Annotated in this window: 3 protein-coding genes (1 of these 3 running past the window's edge); all 3 read right to left on the reverse strand. The window is 63.2% G+C overall.

Annotated elements, in window-relative coordinates:
• Tightly spaced (each overlapping or abutting the next), the 3 genes in view from LOY36_RS18785 to LOY36_RS18795 form a layout consistent with a single transcriptional unit that may run on beyond the window.
• Entirely contained in the window at window positions 1–3,234 is a 3,234-nt protein-coding gene (locus LOY36_RS18785; protein ID WP_258670069.1) for an amino acid adenylation domain-containing protein, read from the reverse strand.
• Window positions 3,231–16,748, reverse strand: a complete 13,518-nt coding sequence (locus LOY36_RS18790) for a non-ribosomal peptide synthase/polyketide synthase (protein WP_258670087.1) — start codon at window positions 16,746–16,748, stop codon at window positions 3,231–3,233. Before LOY36_RS18790 ends, LOY36_RS18785 begins: the two co-directional genes overlap by 4 nt.
• Window positions 16,748–25,967: the 3' portion of a non-ribosomal peptide synthetase gene (locus LOY36_RS18795; protein ID WP_258670092.1), read on the reverse strand. Its footprint extends 3,161 nt past the window's final position; only the last 9,220 of its 12,381 coding nucleotides appear in the window; its start codon lies beyond the right edge, outside the window; its stop codon occupies window positions 16,748–16,750. Before LOY36_RS18795 ends, LOY36_RS18790 begins: the two co-directional genes overlap by 1 nt.

The following is a 25,967-nucleotide window of genomic DNA, read 5'->3' on the forward strand; positions in this document are numbered from 1 at the left end:
TCAACCGTTTTGTGCAGCCTTGGCGTTCTGCAGTTGCCGGGCTTTTTCGGTGAGCAACGCTTTTTCTTCGGGGCTCATGTTGTCCAGACGCAACCGCGCCTGGGCGATTTTCTCCAACTGACCCGGACTGCTTTCTCGGGAGCGCAACGCCGCCGCCAGACCCGCCACGGTCGGATGGTCAAACACCACGCCCGGCTGGATTTCGCACTGCAACAACTTGCGAATGCCGGCCACCAGTTTGATCACCAGCAAGGAATGGCCCCCGGCGGCGAAAAAATCCCGGTCGATGCCCAGACGCCCAACCCCCAGCAACTGCGCCATGCGCGTCACCAGCAATTGTTCAAGAGCATCGCGGGGCTGCATGCCTTCATCGTCAGCCGAGGTGGACGCGAGTTGTTGCAAGGCCTTGCGGTCAACCTTGCCGTTAGCCAGTCGCGGGAAGCTGTCGATCAACTGCAAGTGCTGCGGCAGCATCACACTGGGCAGACGCAGCGCCAGTTCGTCGCGAACGGCATCGAGCAAAGTCGCCGAAGGCGCCTGATGCGGCACGATGAACGCGAGCATCCCGTCTTGTGCGGACGGCCCCGGCAACACCAGTGCTTGCGCGACCTGCGGCACACGCAGTAACTCGGCTTCGATCTCTGCCAGTTCGATGCGAAAACCCCGTACCTTGATTTGCTGATCGCGCCGACCGTGCAACGCAATCGCCAGATCCGGGCGATAGCGGGCCAGGTCGCCGGTGCGGTACAGGCGCTCCTGCGGATTGAACGGGCTCTGGATGAACACTTGCGAATCGGCCTCGACATTCACGTAGCCACGACACAACTGCGCGCCGCCGAGGTACAACTCGCCCAGCACACCGACCGGTGCCAGTTGCAGGTTATCGTCGAGTACAAACACCTGATTGTTGCCCAACACCCGGGACAGCACGCCGGCGTCAGGCACAGCCGCCTCCAGATCCAGCGGATGAACCAGCACGCCAACCGTGGCCTCGGTCGGGCCGTAGTGATTGAACACCCGGCAATCACTGCGCAAACCGGCGATCCGTTGCACCAATGCCTGGGCAATCGGCTCACCGCCCAGCACCAGCGTGCGCGGCAGTTGCGCGCGTTCGCTGTCGAGCAGCGCGGCCAGGTGCGACGGAACGATCTTCAGGCAATCGATGGCTTGCCGTTGCAGGAAGTCGGCAAACAAATTGCCGTCCTGCATTTGCTCATCGCTGGCCACATGCAGCGCGGCGCCGTTGAACAAGGCGCCGAACAGCGCCGTGTTGCCCAGGTCCGCCGCCACCGTGGAGGTGAAACCAAACTGCTGGCATTGATCCAGCCCCAGGGCCTGGCTGACGTGAGCGGTGTAATTGAGCAATTGCCGGTGCTCGATGACCACGCCTTTCGGCATACCGGTGGAGCCGGAGGTGAACAGCACGTACGCCGCCTGATCGCCCTGTGTATCGTGGGTGATGGCCGACGTGCTCGCCGGGGTCGATTGCAGCACACGATCCACGGTCGCCAGAGGCAACGGATAATCGTGCCATTGCGCGATGTGCCCGGCGTCCACCAGCAGCAACGCAGCGCCGGCCTGTTCCAGCATCAAGGCTTGACGGGCTTGCGGCCATTGCGGGTCCAGCGGCAGGTACGCGGCGCCGATGCGCCACGCCGCGAGCATGGCGATCACCAGCTCCGCCGAGCGTGGCAAGGCCAGCGCGACGATAGCCCCCGGCGCCATGCCCTGGGCTTTTAATGCCTGGGCCAACACCTCGACCTTCGTCTGCAACTGCCCGTAACTCAGGCGTCGATCGCCGTCAGTCAAGGCGATGGCTTGCGGCGTGGTCCGGGCCCAGTCGGCAATGCGCTGCGGCAAGAACCGGCTATCGACCCGTGCTCGCGCTGGCGGGTTTATCGACAGCAAGCGCTGTTGTTCGGCGGCTCCCAACACGTTCAGTTGACCGAGTTCGGCGTGAAGATTGGCAACGATGTTTTCGAGCAATACGCGCAGCTGCTCCAGCAACCCTTCCATCGCCTGAACCGAGTAACGGGACGGGGTGTAATGCAGGTGGAACCCGTGGGCGCTGCCCGCCTCGTCCGTTTCCAGTTCAAGCATTAATTCAAACCGTGCTTCGCGCACCGCCAAACGCGGAGTCCATTGCAGATCAGCGGACGTCGCGGCTTGCATGGCCCGGCACACGGCAAAACCATAGGCCGGGCGAGCCGCCGTCGGCGCCAGTTCAGGCGACCAGTATTCCTGCCACGTACGGTGCTCATCCAGGCGCGCCGCCAACTCCGCCACCCAAGTGCTGAATGCTGCATTCGCCGTCAGTGACAGGTTCAGCGGCAGGGTTTTCTCGAACACGCCCACGGCATTACTGAAGTATTGGTAATCTTCGCGACTGTCATGCCGCACCCCGACCAGCACCTGTTGATGCCCGCTGAGCCGACCCAGCAACAGCCACCAGGCCGCTTGCAGCACCACACTCGGCGATTGCTCCAACGCCCCGACCACTTGCTGCAAACCGCTGCGCAGTGCCGGATCGAGCGTGAGCGCCAGCGATTCAGTGGCCGACGACAATCCAGGATTCGCGTTGCGATAGGCCAGCCACGGAGTACTCAAATCGGGATCGGCGCCTTGCAGGTGTTCCTGCCAGTAAGTACGTGCGCCGGCCGCGTCTTCGTCGAGCACCACTTCACTGCGCCATTCCAGGTACTGGGTGAATTCACCGGTCTCTTCGTCGTCCGCCGCCGACTGTTGCCCATAGGCCCGCACCAATTGCTGATACAGCAACCGCACGCCGCTTTGATCGAGGCTGTGCCGGGCCAGGCCCAAGACCAATTTCCATTGATCATCGGCCAGGCGATAGAGCACCGCTTGCGCGCCTTCGGATTCACCGACGACAAAAGCACGTTCCGCCCATTCGCTGAGCTGAGCCTGAATACCGGCCGGGGTATCGACCCGCGCCTGCACGCTCAGCGGGTAGCGCTCCGCCCCCCCGACGAACTGTCGGACACCATGGAATCCCGGCGCCTTGCCCAGCCGCGCAACCAGCATCGGCTGTTGCGCCAGCAAGCGATCCAGTGCGTTTTGCACCCGCTGCGGATCGAGGGCGCCGCGGATCTCGATCTCCAGGAAATGCAGCGCATCACCACAGGCCGGGGCCTTGGGCAACTGCTCCAGCCACCGTTGCTGTTCAGGCGTCAAGGCGTAACCCAGGTCCTGCTGGTCCATCGATACCTCGTTCATGCTCCGGTTTCCTCGGTGTTCATTTCGCGTTCAAGGGCGCTGCGGTCGAACATGTCGCCCATGGCCACGACAATCTTGCGCGGGCCTTCGAACGGGTCACGGGCGTGGGCCACCAGCATATTGTCCAGCAGGATGGCGTCGCCTTTTTGCCAGTCGAAACGCACCGCGCATTCTTCGTACAAGTCACCGATGCGTTGCATCACTTCGTCTTCGATCGGCGTGCCGTCGCCGTAGAACACGTGGCGCGGCAAGCGGTCCAGGCCGAACATCGACAACAGGTCTTCCCGCACGTCCGGCTCCAGCCAATAGATGTGATGCAGTTGCACCTGGTTGAAGAACGATTTGGCGCCGGTCACCGGGTGACGAATGATGGCCGGGCCTGGGGTGCGGGTTTGCAATTCGTTGTTCTCGAGCCAGCGCCATTCGATGCCGCCGGCCCGGCAACGGGCCTCGACTTCGGCACGGTCTTCAGTCTTGAAGAAGTGCTGCCAGGACACGTCGAGGTTGTCGGTGAAGGTGCGCACGTAAAGCAGGCCTTTTTCCTCGAACCTGTCGCGCAGGTCCGCCGGCAGTTTTTCGTACATCAACCGACAATCCACCACCGGAGTCGCACCGCCAATGGGCGCGGCTTGCTCGCAATAGAACATTTGCTTGCGCGGCCAGCGGTCCTGATGGGAGCTCTCGTTGTGGAACAGGATCATCTTGCGTTCCGGGTACGGCGTGGAGCGGTAGGTGTTCTTGCCGCCCTCTTTCTTCGGCAGATCGCCGTACTGGCCGTAAAGCCCTGGCTGGATCGCTTCGGCAAACGCCTCGAAGCCCTGAATGCCGTCCAGTTCGAAACCACGGAACAGAATCCCGGCGTGCCTGGCGAGTTTTTCTTCGATCAGCGGCCGGTTGTTGTTGATCCACTCGATCAAGTCCAGATGCGGCTCATTCGGTTCCAGCAGCAGCGGGAACGGCTGTGGCGCAGCGATCAGCGATTCGCGGATCGGCGTCGGTCGGGCCTTGGCCGCCGGGGCGGCGCCGCGCTTGAGGAACTTACCGAGTTTGTCGGCCTTGGGTCCGGGGACGGCAGGCTTGGTGGCCACCGCTAAATTGTCGACTGGCATGCTGATAGCTCCCAATTGAATGTCCTGATCAGCGACGATCTGTTCCAACAGGGCTATCCAGGCCTTCACCAGGTACTGGATGCGCTCGTGTCCGAACAAGGTTGTGGCGAATTGCCAATTACCCAGCAATTGCCCTGCTTCATCGTCAACGAACAACGCCATGTCGAATTTAGAATGGGTCTCCAGCGCCGGCAGCGATTCCACGCTCAAACCGCCGATGGCCTGGGTGCGTCCCGGCAGGTTGTTCATCACGAACAACACTTGCACCAGCGGGTTCATGCCCTTGTGCCGCGGCACGTCCGAGGCGTCAACGATCATGTCGAACGGCAGGTCCTGATGCTCCAGGGCACTGAGTAGGGATTCCTGGGTCTGGCCCAGGAATCGGGCGAACGGCGTGGTGGCGTCGAACTGCGAACGCAACGGCAAGACGTTGACGAAGAAGCCGATCAACCGTTCAAGCTCCGGCTGTTCACGCCCGGCCACGTCGGCGCCGACCAACACATCCGCAACGCCGCTGACCTGGTGCAACAACACCTGGAACGAGGCCAGCAGCGTGCTGTACAGCGTGACGCCCGCGTCCATCGACAACTGGCGCAAGGCCGTGCTGAGTGGCGTGGTGAGCTGGAACTGCACCGAGTCACCCGCATAGGACGGTGTCAAGCCACGGGGGTTGTCCGATGGCAACTTCAGTTGCCCGTCATAGCCCGCGAGCCGCGCTTTCCAGTACTCGGCCTGACGCGCCAGCACGCCTTGCTGTTCCAGCTCCTGCTGCCACAGCGCGAAGTCGGAATACTGCACCTCCAGCGCCGGCAACGGGGTCAGGTCACCGGCCTTGGTGCGGTGGTAAATCTGCACCAGTTCGTTGACCAGCAAGCCCATCGACCAGCCATCGGAAATGATGTGGTGCATCGCATACAGCATCACATGCTCGGTCGGCCCCAGGTGCAGGATCCGCCCACGCAACAGCGGTGCGTGTTCCATATCAATCGGCGTGCGCGCGTTTTCCAGTGCCGCTTGTGCCACCCATTCTTCCTGGGCACTGCGGGACAGACCGGACAAATCGATCACCGGGAAATCCAGTTCAACCTGCTCGGCGATCACGGCAATCGGGTCACCTTCATCGTCCTGGGTATACGCGGTGCGCAGTACTTCATGGCGGCGCACCACCTCGGCGAAACTGCTGATCAGCCGTTCCACCGACAACTCACCACGCAAACGCAAGGCCATCGGCATGCCATAGGCCGCGGTGCCGCCGGACAATTGCTCGGCGATCCACAAGCGACGCTGCACCAGCGACAACGGTGCGCTGTGCCGGCTGTCATGGGCCTTGAGCACCACACCGTGGCCGTTCGGCTCAGGTGTGCCCTGCTGCCGCGCGATCCACTCCGCCAGGTCCTTGAGTCGCGGATGGCTGAACAGGTCGCGCAGGCTCAAGGTACAGTCCGTGAGTTTGCGCAGGCGCGAGACCGCTTGCGTCGCGAGCAGGGAATGCCCGCCCAGTTCGAAAAAGTGATCGTCGCGGCCGACCCGGTCCAGTTCCAGTACGTCCTGCCAGACCGTGGCGATCTGCTGTTCCAATGCACCTTCAGGCGCGACAAAGTCCGACGCCAGCAGACTGGCATCGACGCCCGGCAAGGCCTTGCGATCGATCTTGCCATTCGGGCTCAGGGGCAGGCATTCGAGGAACAGTACATGGGCCGGAACCATGTAATCCGGCAGGCTGGCCTTCAGGCGTGCCTTGATGTCACCGCGCAACGCCGCCAGCGTGGACGAATCGGCACTGGCTTGCGCCGGATCGTCGAACACCACGTACGCCACCAATTGCTGACCGATGGCGCCCGGTTGCGCCACCACCAGTGCCTGACGCACCGCAGGAACCCGCAGCAGATGGGTTTCTATTTCACCGAGCTCGATGCGCAAACCACGAATCTTCACTTGATGATCGACCCGCCCGACGTACTCGATCACGCCGTCGGCGCGATAACGCGCGAGGTCGCCGGTGCGGTACACGCGGCCACCGCCCAGTGGATCGAACGGGTCGGGAATGAAGCGCTCGGCGGTCAATTCCGGGCGCTGGAAGTAGCCCCGTGCGAGCAGCTCACCGCCAATCACCAGTTCACCGACCACACCGGCCGGCGCCGGCTGGCCCTGGGTGTCGAGTACATGAATCGCCCGGCCGCCCAACGCCCGGCCAATAGGCATGGTCACCGGCAACGGGTTGCGGCCGGACACGTAGTCGCTGCAATCGAGCAGCGTGGCGCTGACCGTGGCTTCGGTCGGGCCGTAGGTGTTCAGCAGGCGCACATGACCCAGCCCGGCCCGGCCCCAGGCGGCAACACCTTCCGGCGGCATGGCTTCGCCACCGACGATCACCTGGCGCAACGCGCCATAGTCACGATGACCCGCCGCCGCGAGGTCCTTGGCCAACATATTCCAGTAGGCAGTGGTCAGGTCGCTGACGCTGAACTGCTTGTCGAGCAATTCGCGATACCAGGTTTCGCTGTCCCAGATGTCCGGCCCGCGCAGCACCACCGAGGCACCGCAAATCAGCGCCGGGTAAAGCTGCTCGACAAAGGCATCGAAGTTGAACGTGGCAAATTGCAGCGAGCGGTCCTGCGGCGTGAGCCCGAGGAAATCCAGGGCCACCCGGGCATGACGGGTCAGCGCCGATTGAGTGATGCCAACGCCTTTCGGGCGCCCGGTGGAGCCCGAGGTGAACATCACATACGCCAGGTTTTGCGGGCCACTGCGCTGCGGCAGATTGTCGGTCCGGGTAGGGTAATCCAGTTGATCCAGGCGCAGGACGGTCACACCCGCAGCTTCTGGCAACTTCGGCGCGAGGTGGCTTTGGGTCAACAGCACGCGCAGACCGCTGTCCTCGATCATCGCGCTCAGTCGCTCGGCCGGGTACTCCGGATCCAGCGGTACGTAGGCGCCACCGGCCTTGAGCACCGCCAGCAGGCTGATGATCATCTGCGTCGAACGCTCGACCGCAATGCCCACCAGCACTTCGGGGCCGACGCCGTGTTGCAGCAGCACGCGGGCCAATTGGTTGGCCTGGGCATTGAGCTGGGCATAACTCAGGCGTTGCTCGTCGAAAATCAGCGCCCATGCGTCCGGCGTGCGTTCGGCTTGCAGCTCAAACAAACGCTGCACGCACACCTCATCGACCGGTAGCGCCAGCGGCTCGCGCACAGCGGTCGAGACCAGGGCCAGATCGCCCACGGCACTGGCGGCAGGTGCCTCGACCATCTGCAACAGCAGGTGCGCGAGATGCCCGGCCAGTTGTTCAATCGCGGCGTCATCGAACTGCTGACGATCGAAACTCAGTTGAAACGACAACTCGGCGCCGAGGTTTGCCGACAAGGTCAACGGGTAATTGGTTTGTTCGAAGTTACCCACTTCACCGAAGCGCAGATCTTGCGGTGCGCCCTGTTGCAGGGCTTCGGAGATCGGGTAGTTCTCGAACACCAGTATGTTGTCGAACAGGGCTTCGCCGCCCTGCCCGGCCCAACGCTGGATGTCGAACAGCGCGGTGTGTTCTTGCTCACGCAAGGCCAGGTTCTGCGCCTGCACCTGTTGCAACCACTGCGCCAGCGGCTGTTCGGCCCGAGGGCTGGCGACCACCGGCAAGGTGTTGATGAACAGGCCGATCTGCTGTTCGACCCCGGCCAGTTGCGCCGGACGTCCGGACACCGTGGCGCCGAAGCTGACCGTGTCCAGCCCGGTATAGCGTTGCAACAGCAGCAACCAGGCGGCTTGCACCAGGGTGTTGAGGGTGACTTTCTGTTCCCGCGCCAAGCCATTGAGCCCGGCGGTCTGCGCCTGGTCCAGGGTCAGGAAGTGCTCGCCTTGAGCGGTGTTGGCCGCATCGCTGCCGGTCCACACCAGCGCCTTGGCCAACCGGGTCGGCTCATCGAACGCGGCCAACTGGCCCTTCCAGAAACCTTCGGTGACCTGCGCGTCCTGTTGCGTCAGCCATTCGATGTAGTCGCGATAACGCCCCGCCGTGTTCGCCGGCACCTGGCCGCTGTAGCGTTGCAGCACTTCCCCGAGCAGCTGCGAATTGCTCCAGCCGTCCATCAAGATGTGATGGCTGGTGTAGATCAGGTGAAAACGCGCGGTGTCGAGACGCACTACCGTCAGGTTCAGCAACGGTGCGGCGGCAAGGTCAAAACCCTGCTGGCGCTGCGCGGCCGCCAGTTCGCTGAGCGCCATGGCCACATCGCTCCGGGCGCGCCAGTCATGGAAGGTGAACGGCACGGCCAGTTGCTTGTGGATCACCTGCAACGGACGCTTGAACTCGCCGTCCCAGACAAAACTGCTGCGCAGCACATCGTGCGCATCCATTGCCGCTTGCCAGGCCTCGCGGAAACGCTCGACGTTCAAGCCTTCGACGTCCACGCACAGCTGATTGATGTAATCGCCGGCCTGCTGCTCGTAGAGGGTATGGAACAGCATGCCTTGCTGCATCGGTGACAGCGGGTAAATGTCTTCGACCTGGCGTGGCGTCACGGGCAACGCATCGAGCTGGCGTTGCGTCAACCCGGCCAGCGGGAAGTCCGACGGCGTCAGGCCCTGATGCCGAGCCTCACAGCAGTGCTCGATCAACAGCCCCAGTTCCTGCGCATAAGCCTGCGCCAATCGGGCGATGGTCGACTGATCGAACATCTGCCCGCTGAACGTCCAGCCGATACTCAATTCGCCGCCATACACCCGGCCATTGAGGGTCAGCCAATTGTCCAGCGGTGCCAGCGGACTTTGCTCCGCGCCCGCCGATTCGCTGGCCGGGGTGAACAGTGCGCCCGCCTCGTCGCCGAACCCGGCATCGAACTGGCCGAGGTAGTTGAAGGTAATGCGCGGCACGGGCAAGGCTTGCAGCGCCTGGCGGGTGCGGTCGTTGCCCAGGTAGCGCAACGCGCCAAAGCCCAGGCCTTTATCGGGGATCGCCCGCAGTTGTTCTTTGATCGTCTTGATCGAGTCCTGCGGCGTGCTCGCCGGGGTCAGCCGAACCGGGAACAGACTGGTGAACCAACCCACGCTACGGCTCAAATCGAGTTCGTCGAACAGCGCCTCGCGACCGTGGCCTTCGAGCTGGATCAGGGTCGAGGCGTCGCCCGTCCAGTCCGCAATCACCCGCGCCAGCGCCGTCAACAACAGGTCGTTGACCTGCGTGCGATAGGCCGCCGGTGCCTCCTGCAACAGCTGGCGGGTCTGCTGTTTGTCCAGGCGGGTGTGCACATGCAAGGCGTGGCGGTTGTGCAACTCGCCCTGCGGTCGATCGCAGGGCAAGTCATTGCGCGCATCCTGCAATTGCCCTTGCCAGAACCTCAGCTGAGCCTGCATCGCCGGGCTGTCGGCGTGTTGTTGCAAGCGTCGCGCCCAGGCCTGGGTGGCGCTGGTCTTGGCCGGCAATTTGAGCGTTTGGTCCGCCTGCAACTGCTCGTAGGCTTGTTGCAGGTCTTCGAGCAGAATCCGCCAGGACACGCCGTCGACCACCAGGTGATGGATCACCAACAGCAGACGCTGACTGCCATCGGCCATGTTCGCCAGCACCGCGCGCAGCAGATTACCGTTCGCCAGTTCGAGGCTGCGCTGTGCCTGTTCGCCCAACTGTTCGAGTGCCGCCGCATCGGCGACATCGGCGGTCCACAGCAGCGGCGACTGTTGCCAGAGCGCCTGTTGCTCGGCCGGGGAGCGATGCTGCGCGGTCCATTTATTACCCTGACGGGTGAACGCCAGACGCAACGCGTCGTGATGGCTGACCAGTGCCTGCAACGCACGCTCCAGGTGTTGGGCGTGCAGCGGTTTGGCTGGCTTGAGCAGCACCGACTGATTCCAGTGGTGCGGCTCGGCCATCTCGCGCTCAAAGAACAACTGCTGGAATGGCAGCAACGGCGTATCGCCAGTGACCGGGCCCTGGTCGATGCGCAAGCCGCTGTCGCCGACCTTCGCCACCGCCGCGAGGCTTTGTACGTTCTGGTGCAGGAACAGGTCTTTGGGGCTGAAATGAATCCCCGCCTGACGCGCCCGGCTGACCACCTGGATCGAGATGATCGAATCGCCGCCCAGCTCGAAGAAGTTGTCGCTGATTCCCACCTGCGGCCGACCCAGCACGCTTTGCCAGATCTCCACCAGCGCTTGTTCGATAGCGCTGGTCGGTGCGGTGTAAGCCTTGCTGCTGGCCGTGGTGTCGGCCTTGGGCAACGCCTTGCGTTCCAGTTTGCCGTTGGGACTGACCGGCATTTTTTCCAGCCACAGCCAATGCTGCGGGACCATGTAGTCCGGCAATGTCTGGCTCAGGTGTTCCTTGAGGCTGCGCTGCAAGGCGTTGCGAGTTTCGTCGTCGGCGTGCAGCAATGCGTCGCGGGCCGGCACCACATACGCCACCAGCAGCGTGCCGTCCTGGGCGATCACCACGGTTTCACGGACTTCGGCGTGTTCGGCCAGGCGCGCTTCGATCTCGCCCAACTCGATGCGCAAGCCACGGATTTTCACCTGATGGTCCATGCGCCCGGCGTATTCGATCACCCCGTCGGCGCGATAACGCGCCAGGTCGCCAGTGCGGTACAGACGCTGGCCGTCACCGAACGGGCTGGTCGCGAAGCGCTCCGCCGTGAGCGACGGGCGACGGTGATAACCCCGGGCCAGGCCTTCGCCGCCCAGGTACAACTCGCCAACCACGCCCACCGGCACCGGCGACAACTCGTGATCGAGAATGTAAGTGCCCAGGTTGGCGATCGGCTGGCCGATCGGCACGCTGTCGCGCCCTTCCTCGATGCACGTCCAGTGCGTGACGTCGATGGCCGCTTCCGTCGGGCCATAGAGGTTGTACAAACCGGCATTCGGCAGCTTGGCAAACACTTGCTGCTGCGCATCCACTTGCAGGGCTTCACCACTGCAGACGATGCGGGTCAGGCTGCTGCACTGGCCCACCGAAGGGTCTTGCAGGAACGCCTGCAACATCGACGGCACAAAGTGCAGCGTGGTGATGCGTTGCGCGGTGATCAATTCGATCAACTGCGCCGGATCACGATGAACACCCGGCGCAGCCACCACCAGGGTCGAACCGGTCAACAGCGGCCAGAAGAACTCCCAGACCGACACGTCAAAACTGAACGGCGTTTTTTGCAGCACACTGTCCGTGGCGTCGAGCCGATAGGCCTGTTGCATCCAGCACAGGCGATTGACCAGTGCCGAATGACGGTTGCCCGCACCTTTGGGTTTGCCAGTGGAGCCCGAGGTGTAGATCACATAAGCGAGGTTTTCGCCGTCGAGGTCAATGCCAGGGTTGGCGTCGCTGCGGCCTTCCAGCCAGTCACCGTCCTGATCCAGCACCAGGCTGCGAATGTCGGCCGGAATCGGCAATTGCTCAAGCAAATGGCTCTGGGTCAGCAACAATTGGATGCCGCTGTCTTCAAACATGTAGGCCAAACGTTCCTGCGGGTACTCCGGGTCCAGCGGCAAATAAGCACCGCCGGCCTTGAGAATCGCCAACAGGCCCACGACCATTTCCACCGACCGCTCGACCGCGATGCCCACCAGCACATCCGGGCCGACACCCTGCTCGATCAGCACGTGAGCCAGTTGGTTGGCGCGGCCATTGAGTTCGGCGTAGCTCAAGCGTTGCTCGGCAAACACCAGCGCACACGCCTGCGGGGTTTTACCGACCTGTTCTTCGATCAGCGCCTGCACGCTGCGATGCAACGGGTAGTCGACGGCGGTGGCGTTCCAGTCGACGACTGTCAGTTGTCGCTCGCGGTCATCGAGCAACGCCAATTGCCCGACCGGACGGTGGATGTCCTCGACCAGGCCCTGCAACAGGTTCAGCCAATGCCGGCCCATGCGCTCGATGGTCGATGGCTCGAACAAATCAGTGGCGTAGGTCAGCGAGGCGTGCAGGCCTTGCGGGTTATCACTGGTGTCCAGGGTCAGGTCGAACTGCGCGGTGCGGTGTTCCCAACTGAGGTTTGCCAGCTCGATGCCCGGCAACGATTCGGCCAGCGTTGAGGCCGCTTCGCTGCGATGGTTGAACATCGCCTGGAACAGCGGGCTGTGGCTCAGGTTGCGTTGCGGTTGCAGCGCATCGACCAGTTGCTCGAACGGCAGGTCCTGATGCATCTGCGCCGCCATGGCCGTCTGCTTCACCTGTTGCAGCAATTGCGCGCCCGTCAGCTGGCCGTCGAACTCGGCGCGCAGCACCTGGGTATTGACGAAGAAGCCGATCAGACGCTCGGTTTCCAGGCGGTTGCGGTTGGCAATCGGTACACCAACGCGGATATCGGCCTGGCCGCTGTAGCGATGCAGCAAGGTCTGGAACGAGCCGAGCAACAGCATGAACAGCGTGACGCTTTCACGCCGGGCCAAGGCCTTCAGGGCATTGCTCAGGGATTCGTCGAGGGTGATCGGCAGACGCGCCCCGCGAAAACTTTGCTGCGCCGGACGCGGATGATCCAGTGGCAGCTCCAGCAGCGGCTGTTCGCTGCCGAGTTTTTCGCGCCAGTAGGCCAACTGCCGATCCCGTTCGCCGGCGGCCATCCATTGACGCTGCCACACCGCGTAGTCGGCGTACTGCACCGGCAATGGCGGCAGTTCAGCCGGCCGGCCTTGGCTGATCGCCGCATACAGGGCCATCAGGTCATCGATCATCACCTGCAACGACCAGGCGTCGGAGACGATGTGGTGCAGGGTCAGAATCAGCACGTGATCCTGCTCGCCCACCTGCAGTAGAACGAAGCGCACCAACGAGCCGTCGAGCACATCGAACGGGCGTTGCGTCTCCTGTTCGACGAAGACCCTGATGCTCGCTTCATCGCTGGCAGCCAGACGTTGCTCGACAAAACTGATGCGACCTTGCGGGCGGATCACCTGCCAGGTGTGGCCATCTTCCTCGACGAATGCCGTGCGCAAACTTTCGTGGCGCTCCACCAACGCCTCGAAGCTGCGTTGCAGGGCGTTTTTGTCCAGCTCGCCGCGCATCCGCAGCGCAGTCGGGATGTTGTAGGCGGCGCTGTCGGGGTCCATTTTCCACAGGAACCATTGGCGTTCCTGGGCAAAGGACAGCGCCAGCGGTTGGTTACGGTCAACCCGAGTCATCGGCGGCGACTGCTCGCCCGGTTCGGCGCCCAGTGCCTGGACGAAATCCTCCAGGGTGCTGTGCTCGAACAGGCTGCGCAACGGCACCTGGATGTCCAGCACCCGCCGCACCCGCGACACCACTTGGGTCACCAGCAGAGAGTGCCCGCCCAGCTCGAAGAAGTTGTCGGTGAGGCCCACGCGGTCCAGCTTCAGCACGTCCTGCCAGATGGCGGCGACTTGCTGTTGCCGTTCGCTCTGCGGCGCGACATACCGCGCCTGCAACTGGCTGGCGTCCACCGCCGGCAACGCCTTGCGATTGAGTTTGCCGTTAGGCGTCAGCGGCAGGCTGGCGAGGAACAGCACATGCGCCGGAACCATGAATTCCGGCAGGCATTCCTTGAGCCGCGTCTTGAGTTCATCGCGCAGACGCAGTTGATCGTCGGCGGCATCGAGGTCCAGTTGCGGTGCGACCACATAGGCCACCAGTTGCTGGCTGCCCAGGGCTTCCTGCGCCAGCACCGCCACTTCGCGGACCGCTGGCTGCTCCAGCAGACGCGCTTCGATTTCACCCAGTTCGATGCGGAAACCGCGGATCTTCACTTGATGGTCAATGCGCCCCATGTATTCGAGTACGCCGTCGTGACGATGGCGCGCCAGGTCGCCGGTGCGGTACAGCCGCGCGCCGTTGCCGAACGGGTCGGGCAGGAAGCGCTCGGCGGTCATTGCCGCACGGTGGTGATACCCACGGGCCAGGCCGTCTCCACCGATCAGCAGTTCACCAATCGAGCCCGCCGGGTTCGGCGCCAGATCGTCGCCCAAAATGTACAGCGTGGTATTGGCAATCGGTTTGCCGAGGTACGGCTGGCGCTGCTCGCGGGTCAACTGCCAGGCCGCCGACCAGATGGTGGTTTCGGTCGGGCCATAAAGGTTCCAGACCTGCCCCGCCAGACCGAGCATGCGCTGGGCCAGGTCATCGGCCAGCGCTTCGCCGCCGCAGAGGAATTTACAACCCTGGAGGATGGGCGCCTGTTCGTGGTCGAGCAACATGCGCCAAGTCGACGGCGTGGCTTGCACCACCGTGACCTCCTGTTGCCGGATCATCTCCAGCAGCGCTTGCGGATCCTGCGCGGTTTGCTTGTCCACCAGCACCACGCGGGCACCGCTGAGCAGCGGGCCGTAGATTTCCAGGCCGAAAATATCGAACGAGAACGTGGTAAGCGACAGCATGCGGTCCCGGGCATCAATGCCCGGCGCCTTGACCATGCTCACCACGAAATTCACCAGCGCCTGATGGCGCACCATCACCCCTTTAGGCTTGCCGGTGGAGCCGGAGGTGTAAATCGCATACGCCAGGTGTTCACCGCTGAGCGATACCTGCGGATCAGCTTCGCTGTAACCGCGGGCGTGTTCGCCTTGCGGGTCGAGCAACAGGGTTTGCACGCCGGTCGGAATCGGCAAGTGCCCGGTCAAATGCGCCTGGGTCAGCAGCAGTTGCAGACCGCTGTCCTCGATCATGTGCGCCAGACGGTCTTCAGGGTATTGCGGGTCCAGCGGCACGTAGGCACCGCCCGCCTTGAGAATCGCCAACAGTCCGATCAGCATTTCCAGGCTGCGGTCGATGGCGATACCGACCAACTGATCCGGGCCGACGCCCAGTTCGATCAGCCGATGGGCCAATTGATTGGCCTGGCGATTGAGCTGGGCGTAGCTCAGCGATTGCCCGTCGAACACCAACGCCGTGGCCTCTGGCGTGCGCAGGGCCTGGGCTTCGATCAATTGATAGATGCAGCGGTCAGTCGGGTATTCGGCGGCGCTGCGGTTCCAGTCGACCAGCACCTGCTGTTTTTCGGCTTCATCGAGCAGGGCCAGTTCGCCCACCCGCTGCTGTGGATCGGCAACCAGGCTGCCCAGCAGGTTTTGCCAATGCCGTGCCAGCCGTTCGATGGTCGCGCCGTCAAACAGGTCGGTGGCGTAGGTCAGTTGTGCGCCGAGGCCCTCGGGGCCGTCGAACGTTTCCAGGGTCAGGTCGAATTGCGCAGTGCGCGATGGCTGATGCAAGTGGCGGATCGTCAGCGCTGACTCGCCGGTGCCCTGGCGGCTTTGGCTGGCGCCGGTGCTCTGGTGGTTGTACATGACCTGGAACAGCGGGCTGTAGCTCAGGCTGCGTTCCGGCTGCAAGGCCTCGACCAATTGCTCGAAAGGCAGGTCCTGATGCGCCTGGGCGGCCATCGTGGTCTGCTTGACCTGGGCCAGCAGCGTGCTGAACGTGGCCTGAGCATCGAACTCGGTCTTGAGCACCTGGGTGTTGACGAAGAAGCCGATCAGCCGCTCGGTCTCGACCCGGTTGCGGTTAGCAGTGGGCACGCCGACGCGGATGTCGGCCTGGCCACTGTAGCGATGCAACAAGGTCTGGAACGACGCCAGCAACAGCATGAACAGGGTGACGTTTTCGCTTTTGGCCAACGCCCTCAGGAGCTCGCCCAGTGCCGGCGGCAATGCCAGTTCATGACGGGCGCCACGCAGGCTCTGCACCGCCGGGCGCGGGTAATCGGTGGGCAATTCCAGCAGCGGATGTTCGCCGCCCAAGTGCGCCTGCCAATACTCCAGCTGCCGCTCGCGCTCCCCGGCTTCCATCCAGTGCCGTTGCCAGATGCCATAGTCGGCATACTGGATCGACAGTGGCGGCAAAGCGAGTTCGTGGCCCTGGCGGTAAGCGCTATACAGTTGCAGCAGTTCATCGACCATGACCCGCATCGACGCGCCATCCGAGGCGATGTGGTGCTGGGTCAGGGTCAGCACATGCTCCTGCGCGCCAAGGCGCAAGAGGCTGACGCGCAGCAGCGGCCCGTTGATCAGGTCGAACGGCTGCCCGGTCTGTTCGGCGACGAACGCTTGAATCTGCGCCTCTGGCGGCAGGGCATCGGGGCTTTCATCCAGTTCATGCACGGCGACGGTCAGGTTCATGTGCGGATGAATCACTTGCACCGCTTGCTCATCCTGCTGCCGGAACGTCGTGCGCAAGCTTTGATGACGGGCAATCAGCGCATTGAAACCGCGCTCGAGCGCCGCCACGTCAAGCTCACCCTGCAATTGCATGGCACTGGGGATGTTGTAGGCGGCGCTGTCGGGGTCCATCTGCCAGAGGAACCACTGGCGCTCCTGAGCAAAAGACAGCGGCACCGGATCGAACTGCGACTGTGTTTCGGGAATCGGCAGGTTCGCCGGCGAAACGCCCTCCTCGAGCATCTTCTGCAGATAGACCCTGCGCTTGTCGAGCGGCAAAGTAATGAAGCGCCGGGCGATCTTCAAAGCGACATTGGTATCCATCAAGCTTCCTCCATTTCGTCAAGCAGGGCGTCCAGCTTGCTCAGTTTCAACGTATCGACCTGCTCACCTGCGGTTGCCAGACTGCTGACGAAATCCGTGAGTACGGGGTGTTGAAAAATCAGTTGTGGGGTCAGTTTCAAGCCCAGTTCCAGTTGCAGGCGTGAAACCACATTGACGGCCAGCAACGAGTGGCCGCCCAGTTCGAAAAAGTGATCCAGCAGGCCGACACGCTCGACTTGCAGTACGTGCTGCCAGATCGCCGCGACCTGCTGCTCCCGCTCGCTCTGCGGGGCGACATAACGCACCTGCAAATGACCGCCCTCCACCGTCGGCAACGCCTTGCGGTCGAGTTTGCCGTTGGGCGTCAGCGGCAATTGTTCGAGGAACAACAGGTGCGCCGGGACCATGAATTCCGGCAGGGACGCCCTGAGCCGTGTCTTGAGTTCATCGCGCAGGGACTGCTGATCGTCGGCGGCATCGAGGTCCAGTTGCGGCGCAACGACGTAGGCCACCAATTGCTGATTGCCCAGGGCTTCCTGCGCCAGCACCGCCACTTCGCGGACCGCGGGCTGCTCCAGCAGGCGCGCTTCGATTTCACCCAGCTCGATGCGAAAGCCGCGGATCTTCACTTGATGATCGATTCGGCCTCGGTACTCGAGCACGCCATCGGCCTGATAACGGGTCAAATCGCCGGTGCGGTACAGGCGCTCGCCGTTGCTGGCGAACGGATTCGGCACGTACTTCTCGGCGGTCATGCCCGGCCGCCCCAGGTAACCCCGGGTGATACCGGCACCGGCCAGATACAGCTCGGCCGACACGCCCAGCGGCACCGGCTGCAAGTCGGCATCCAGCAGGTAACTGGCGGTGTGCTTCAACGGCCGACCAATGTTGGCGCTGCCACCCGCCTCGCGACGGGTCCAGGTGGAATAGGTGGTGTCTTCCGACGGACCGTAGAGGTCGTAGACATGCGCCACGGTCGGTTGCTGATACAACGCGTCGACCAGCGACTGCTTCAGCGGCTCACCGGCGAGGTTGATGATGCGCACGCCCGGCGGAATCTGCCCGGCACTGTGCAGCGCATTGATCGCCGACGGCACGGTGTTGATCAGGCGCACCTGATCCCGCGCCGGCAATTGCGGCAGCTCTAGGGCATTGCGGGCGATGATCAGCGAGCCACCATTGGCCAGGGTGACAAACAGCTCCCAGACCGACAGGTCGAAACACACCGAGGTCGAGGCCAGTACACCCTGAATGTCGTCGCGGTTGTACACCGATTGCGACCAGTCGATCAGCGCCAGCACGTTGCGATGGGCGATGGCCACGCCTTTGGGCTTGCCGGTGGAGCCGGAGGTGTAGATCACATAAGCGAGGTTATCCGGCGTGATACGGGTGACCGGTGCGCTGCTTGGGTAAGTGGCCAGCCACGACTCGGCGCTGTCCATCAACAACACTTGTGTCTCGGCAGCGATGCTCAATGTTGCCGCAATAGCCTGCTCGGTCAGCAGCACCAAAGCGCGGCTGTCTTCGAGCATGTAGGCCACGCGGTCGGCTGGATAATCCGGGTCCAACGGCACATAGGCGCCGCCAGCCTTGAGCACCGCCAGCAGCGCTACCAGCAGGCTGTCGGAACGCGGCATCGCCACGCCAACGCGGACTTCCGGGCCCACACCCAATTCGATCAGCTTGTGGGCAAGTTGGTTGGCGCGGCTGTCGAGTTCGGCGTAAGTCAGTTGTCTGGCCGCGAAGGTCACCGCCAGCGCGTCCGGTTGGGCGGCGACCTGGCGGTCGATCAACTGGTGAATGCACAGCTCCTGGGCGAAACTTTCGTCAGCTGGGTTCCAGTCCAGCAACACTTGTTGCTGCTCGGTTTTATCCAGCAACACCAGCTCGCCGAGGCAGCGTTCACCGGCGTCGATCATCTGGCTCAACAAGTGCTGCAAATGAGTCGCCAATCGCGTCACTGTCGTCGGCGCAAAACTGCCGCGCTGATAGCTGAAGTGCATCGACAGTTGCGTGTCGAGGCTCACCAGCAAGGTCAACGGATAGTTGGTCTGCTCGCGACTGGCCACCGGACCAAAGCGCAGCCCTTGCGGGGCTCCCTGCTCCAGGGCCTGGGCAATCGGGTAGTTCTCGAACACCAGAATGTTGTCGAACAGCGCTTCACCGCCCTGCCCGGCCCAGCGCTGGATATCGAACAGCGCGGTGTGTTCGAACTCGCGCAACGCCAGGTTTTGCCCTTGCACCGCTTGCAGCCAACCAGTAAGCGATTGCTCGGCCCGAGGGCTGGCGATCACCGGCAAGGTGTTGATGAACAGCCCGATCTGTTGCTCGACACCCGGCAAGTCGGCCGGACGACCAGCGACCGTCGCGCCGAAGGCCACGGTGGTTTTGCCGGTGTAGCGTTGCAGCAACAGCAACCAGGCCGCCTGCACCAGCGTGTTGACGGTGACTTTCGCGGCCCGGGCGAACTCGCCCAGACGCAGAGTCAGATCGGCCTCCAGCACCTGGAAATGATCGCCATAACCTTGGCTGTCGATAGACGCTTGAGGTTTCGCGACGGTCTGGGCCAAGCGCGTCGGCTCGTCCAGCGCGTGTAGCGCCGGGGTCCAGAACGCTTCGCTGGCCGCCGAGTCCTGGCGTTGCAGCCAGGCGATGTAATCACGGTAACGTCCGTTGTGTGCGCCGTTGAACTGGCCGCTGTAACGCTGCAGCACTTCGCCGAGCAACTGCGAGTTGCTCCAGCCGTCCATCAGGATGTGATGGTTGGTGTAGATCAGGTGATGACGGTGGTCGTCGATGCGCGCAATCACCAACCGCAACAAGGTCGGTGCGCTCAAGTTGAGGGCTTGGCGTTCCGTGTCGGCGAGCGTCTGCAAGGCCTGATCGCGCTGCGGATGGGCGCGTAAATCGTGCAGGCTGTAAGGCATCTGCGCGTGCTTGCAGACCACCTGCACCGGGTTTTCCAGTTCGCCCTGCCAGACAAAGCGCGTGCGCAGAATATCGTGGGCCTCCACCGCCGCTTGCCAGGCCTGATGGAAACGCTCGGGGTCGAGCCCTTCCACATCCAGGCGAATCTGGTTGATGTAATCGCCGGTGGTTTCCTCGTACACGGCATGGAACAACATGCCCTGCTGCATCGGCGACAGCGGATACAGGTCTTCGATCGATTGCGGCGCCAGCGGCAAGCCGTCAAGTTGGGCCTGGCTCAAGCGCGCCAGCGGGAAGTCCGACGGGGTAACCCCGTGCTGCCCGACCTGGCAGCAATGGGCGATCAGCGCTTGCAGTTCCAGTGCGTAATCGTCGGCCAGCGCTTGAATGGTCGACTCATTGAACCGTTCGCGGCTGAAGGTCCAGCCCAAGTTCAGTTCACCGCCATACACCTGACCATTGAGGGCCAACTGGTTGGCCAATGGCGCACGAGCATCCAGTTCATCGCCGGCCGCGTCGCTGCACGGAACGAACAAGGCGCCGTCGGCTTCGGTGAAGCTGCCGTCGAACTGCCCCAGGTAGTTGAAGGTCAGGCACGGCACCGGCAATTGGCTGAGGATTTGACGTGCAGCGTCGTCACCCAGATGGGCCAGCGCACCAAAACCGAGACCCTTGTTCGGGATCGCGCGCAGCTGTTCCTTGATCTGTTTCAGCGAGCCACCGAGGTCCACGACCGGCGTCAGTTTCGCCGGGTACAGGCTGGTGAACCAGCCGACGGTGCGGGTCAGGTCAACGCCGTCGAACAGCTCTTCACGGCCATGACCTTCGAGCTGGATCAACGCGCTGTCGGTCCCGGTCCAGCGCACCATGACGCGGGCCAGGGCGGTCAGCAGCAGGTCGTTGACCTGAGTGCGATACGCCGCCGGAGCGTCTTGCAGCAGTTGCCGGGTCAGTTCCTTGTTCAGTTGCGTGCGCACCGTCAGTGCATGCTTGTTCTGCTGCCCGCCCTCGGGATTGTCCACCGGCAACGCCACGTCGGCGCCGTGTAACTGCTGTTGCCACCAGGCCAGTTCGCTGTGCAGTTCAGCACTGCGGGCGTAGGTTTGCAGGTGCTCGGCCCAGACCTTGGCCGCACTGGTTTTGGCCGGCAATTGCAGGGGCTCGCCGCTCAACAACTGACGGTAAGCGGTTTGCAGATCGTCAAACAGAATCCGCCACGACACGCCGTCCACCACCAAATGATGGATCGCCAGCAACAGGCGCTGAGTGCCGTCATCGAGATTCGCCAGCACCGCGCGCAGCAGCGGCCCGTGTTGCAGGTTCAGGCTGCGTTGCGCTTCGTTGGCCACCGCTTCCAGCGCCGTGGCGTCGGCAACGTCGACCGCCCAGAGCAACGCCTCGGTCTGGCTGCCCGGCGCACGGTACTGTGCCTGCCAGCCCTCGACCTGTTCGACGAAACTCAAGCGCAAGCCATCGTGGTGAGTAACCAGTGCGCCCAACGCCTGCTCAAGCAGCGCAGCCTCCAGAGTTTTCGTCGGCTTGAGCATCACCGCCTGATTCCAGTGCTGACGCTCGGGGATGGCCTGCGTGAAGAACACCTGCTGCACTGGCAACAACGCCAGTTCGCCGGTCACCGGCCCTTGATCGATGACCTGAGCCTGCTCACCCAACCGCGCCACCGTGGCCAGTGCCAGGATGGTCTGGTGCTGGAACAGGTCTTTTGGCGTGAAGCGGATTCCCGCCTGACGAGCACGGCTGACCACTTGAATCGAGATGATCGAATCGCCGCCCAGTTCGAAGAAGTTGTCGCTCAAACCAACCTGATCGAGTTTCAGCACGTCCTGCCAGATCGTCGCCAGTTGCTGCTCCAGAACACTTTGCGGCGCCACATAAGCTTGCTGCAATTGGCTGACGTCCGGCTTGGGCAGGTTCTTGCGGTCGAGTTTGCCGTTGGGGGTCAGCGGCAGGCGCTCAAGCAGCCGCAAATACGCCGGGACCATGTGCGCCGGCAGCGCGACTTTAAGTTGCTCGCGCAGGCTGTCGGCGAAATCAGCCCGTTCGGCATTGAACACATCGGTGACCACAAAAGCCACCAGGCGCTTGCCGCTGCCGGCGGTGCCTTCCTGAGCGACCACCACCGCTTCGCGCACGCCATCGAGGGCTTGCAGGCGCGCTTCGATTTCCCCCAGTTCGATGCGGAAACCGCGAATTTTCACCTGGTTGTCGATGCGATCCAGATAATCGAACGTGCCATCGGCACGCTGCCGCACCAGGTCGCCGGTGCGGTACAGCAAGCCACCAACCGCGCTGAACGGATCGGCAACAAACCGCTCAGACGTCAGGCCGGGACGGTTCAGGTAACCCCGGGCCAGGCCGGTGCCGCCCAGGTACAGCTCACCGGCCATGCCTTGGGGCAGCAGGTTCAGGTCGGCGTCCAGCACGTAAGCGCTGCGGTCCCCGATGCGACTGCCGATCGGCGCGTAGGCTGCGCCGCACTGTACGTCGTGCCCGGCCTTCCAGATCAGCGGCGTGACCACGGTTTCGGTCGGGCCGTAGCCGTTGATGATGTAGTCCGGATCGAGCGCACGCTTGACCCGCTCGAAACTGGCGTTGGGCACGGCATCGCCGCCGAAGCAGTAGATCCGCACCTTCGGCGGGTGGCCTTCACGCTCGGCGTGTTCGGCCAGTTGCTGCAGGTAGACCGGCGGGAACGCCACCACCGTCACGCCGTGTTCGCGCATGGCGTTGTAGGTCTGTTCCGGGGTCCACAGGCTGTCGTCGCGAATCAGCAGCGAAGCGCCGTGAGTCAGGCTTGTCAGCCAACGCTCATGGGCACCGTCGAAGGCGAAGGACATGAAGTGGAATTCGCAGTCGCTGTCACGCATTTCATAGCGTTCGCCGATGGCCTGGCAATGCATCGCCAGCGGGCCATGGGCGACGCTCACGCCTTTGGGGTTACCGGTGGAACCGGAGGTGTAGATGACGTAAGCGAGGTTCTGCGGATCAAGCTGCACCTTGGGCGCAGTGAGGGATTGGCTGCGCAGATCGAGACGGTCGAGCTCCAGCACCGGGACCGAATCATCCACCGGCAACTGCGCCGAAACCAACGAATCGCTGAGCAACAACGCCAGCCCCGAATCCTCGATCAGATAGGCCAGGCGTTCGCGCGGGTAGCTGGTGTCCAGCGGCACGTAGGCACCGCCGGCCTTGAGCACCGCCAGCAGCGCGACGATCACCCCTTCGCTGCGTGGCAAGGCCACGCCGACCCGGGTTTCCGGGCCGACACCCCGGGCGATCAGCGCATGGGCCAACTGATTAGCGCGTTGGTCAATGTCTCCATAGCTGAACCGCTGGCCGGCGAAGATCACCGCCGTGCGTTCCGGGCGCAGGGCGGCGAGTTCGGCGATGCGCTGGTGCACGGCGACGTTCACCGGGTACGGCTGCGGCTGGTTATTGGCCTGTTGCTGCGCCCGTTCGGCGGCGCTGGCCAGGGCGATTTCACCGAGGTTGCGTTCAGCCGACTCGGCGAACTGCTCCAGCAGTTGCAGCAGGTGCGCACTGATGCGTTCGATCGCCGGCGTTGCGAAATGCGCCCGGTCGAAGCTGTAATGCAGCGCTAGGGTCTGGCCCAATGTCACGGCGACGCTCAACGGATAATGGGTTTGCTCAAGGTTGGCGACATCGCCGAACACCACGCCTTGCTCCGCGCCCTGTTGCAGCGCCTGGGCAATCGGGTAGTTCTCGAACACCAGAATGTTGTCGAACAGCGCTTCGCCGCCCTGCCCGGCCCAGCGTTGAATGTCCGCCAGCGGCGTGTGTTCGAACTCGCGCAGGCTTAGGTTTTGCGCCTGTACCGCTTGCAACCAGTGGCCGACGCTTTGGTCCGGACGCGGCGCGCCGATCACCGGCAAGGTATTGATGAACAAGCCGACCGCTTGCTCGATGCCGGGCAAGTCTGCCGGGCGCCCGGCCACCGTGGCGCCGAAGGCCACGGTTTCATGACCGGTGTAGCGTTGCAGCAATAACAGCCACGCGGCTTGCACCAAGGTGTTGAGGGTGACTTTTTGTTGCCGGGCAAAGGCTTCAAGGCCTTGGGTGCGACTGACGTCCAGGGTCTGGAAGTGATCGCCATGCCCGCTCAGGGTTTCGTTGTCGGACATCACCCGCGCCAGTCGGGTCGGCTCTTGCAAGGAGGCCAACGGCTCGCGCCAGAAGTCCTGGCTCAGTTGCCCATCCTGACGCTGCAACCAAGCGATGTAATCGCGATAGCGTCCGCCGGTAGCTATCGGCGGGCGACCGCTGTAACGCTGCAAGACTTCGCCGAGCAGCTGCGAGTTGCTCCAGCCGTCCATCAGGATGTGGTGATGGGTGTAAATCAGCTGCCAGCTATCGGCTGCGGTGTGCACCAACACCAGTCGCAGCAATGGCGCCTGGCTCAGATCGAATCCTTGTTGGCGCTCGGCATCAGCCAGTTCATTCAAGGCCTGAAGCTGATCGCCACGCTCACGCCAGTCGAGCACGGTGAACGGCAACTGCACCTGTTTGTGGACGATCTGCACCGGTTGCTCCAGTTCGCCCTGCCAGACAAAACCGGTGCGCAAGATGTCCTGAGCATCGAGCGTGGCCTGCCAGGCGGCGCGGAAACGCTCGGGCTCGATGCCTTGCACATCCACCCGCAACTGATTGATGTACTCTCCCGCCGCCTGCTCGTACAAGGTGTGAAACAACAGCCCCTGCTGCATCGGCGACAGTGGATAGAGGTCGTCGAGTTGGCCGACGGCCACCGGCAGTGCATCGAGTTGCGCCTGGGTGATGCGCGCCAACGGGAAGTCCGACGGCGTGGCCTGTGGCGCTTCGAGGGTGCAGCAATGCTCGATCAAACCGTTGAGTTCGACAGCGTATTGATCAACCAGCTGCTGGATGGTCGCGGTGTCGAACATCTCGCGGCTGAAGCCCCAGCTCATCGACAGCTCGCCGCCGTACACCTGGCCTTCGACCGTCAGCCAGTTGGCCAGCGGTGCCGACGGATCCTGGGCTGCGCCGCTGCCTTCGCTGGACGGCACAAACAACGCCGCATCGTCGAACTGACGGTCGAACTGCCCAAGGTAGTTGAAGGTGATGCGCGGTTGCGGCAAGGCCGCCAGCGCGGCGCCAATCTGTGGCTCGGCCAGGTAGCGCAGCGCGCCGTAGCCCAGACCTTTGTCCGGCACCGCGTGCAGTTGCTCCTTGACCGTTTTGATCGATGCGCCGAGGTCGCCGGCCGGGCTCAGGTTGACCGGGAACAGACTGGTGAACCAGCCGACAGTGCGGGTCAAATCGATGTCGTCGAACAGGTCTTCGCGGCCATGACCCTCGAGCTGGATCAGCGTGCTGCTCTGCCCGGTCCAGTGGCACACGGCCCGCGCCAGCGCGGTCAGCAGCAGATCATTGACCTGCGTGCGATACGCCGCCGGCGCCTGTTGCAGCAGTTTGCGGGTTTGCTCGGCGTCGAAGGTCAGTTCGACTTTCTGCTCGAAACGGTTTTGCAGCGCGCCGTCAGGGCGGTCGCACGGCAAGTCGTTTTGCGCTGCATCGCGCAGTTGCGCCTGCCAATAATCGACGCTGTGCTGGAACGTTGGCAGATGGCTTTGCAGACGCGCCACCCAGCGCTGGTATGAACTGGTTTTCGTCGCCGTCGTCAGCGTCGAGCCGTCGCGTGCCTGGCGATAGAACTGCTGCAGATCCTCCAGCAATACCCGCCACGACACACCGTCCACCGCCAAGTGGTGAATCACCAGCAGCAGCCGCTGAGTGCCATCGGCCATCTGCACCGACAACGCTCGCAGCAACGGGCCGTTGCCCAGATCAAGACTGCGCTGGGCTTCATCGCACAGGGCATTCAGCTCTTCGAGCGATTGCGCCGAGCGTTGCCACAGCAACGACTCAACAGTCGCTGCGTCATAGGCCTGCAGCCAACCGGCATCGGTCTGTTGATAACGCAGACGCAACCCATCGTGATGCTGGAGCAACCGCGCCAACGCTTGATCCAGCGCCCCGGCATCCAGCGCTTCGCGCGGCACCAGCAGCAGCGACTGGTTCCAGTGATGACGCTCAGGAATGGCTTGCTCGAAGAACCAGTGCTGCACCGGGCTCAGGGCTACCGCGCCAACAGCCGGACCTTGATCGATCAGGTTTTGCTCACCGCTGCGGGCCACTTGCGCCAGGCTGCGCAGGGTCTGGTACTGGAACAGGTCTTTGGGGCTCAACAGGATGCCCGCCTGACGCGCGCGGCTGACCACTTGCATCGACACA

Source organism: Pseudomonas sp. B21-019 (assembly GCF_024749225.1).
Classification (GTDB): domain Bacteria; phylum Pseudomonadota; class Gammaproteobacteria; order Pseudomonadales; family Pseudomonadaceae; genus Aquipseudomonas.

What these genes read in the sequence shown, in the direction of transcription:
- LOY36_RS18790 (WP_258670087.1), bottom strand. Translation starts at nt 16,748, where the DNA reads ATGGATACCAATGTCGCTTTGAAGATCGCCCGGCGCTTCATTACTTTG.
- LOY36_RS18785 (WP_258670069.1), bottom strand. Translation starts at nt 3,234, where the DNA reads ATGAACGAGGTATCGATGGACCAGCAGGACCTGGGTTACGCCTTGACG.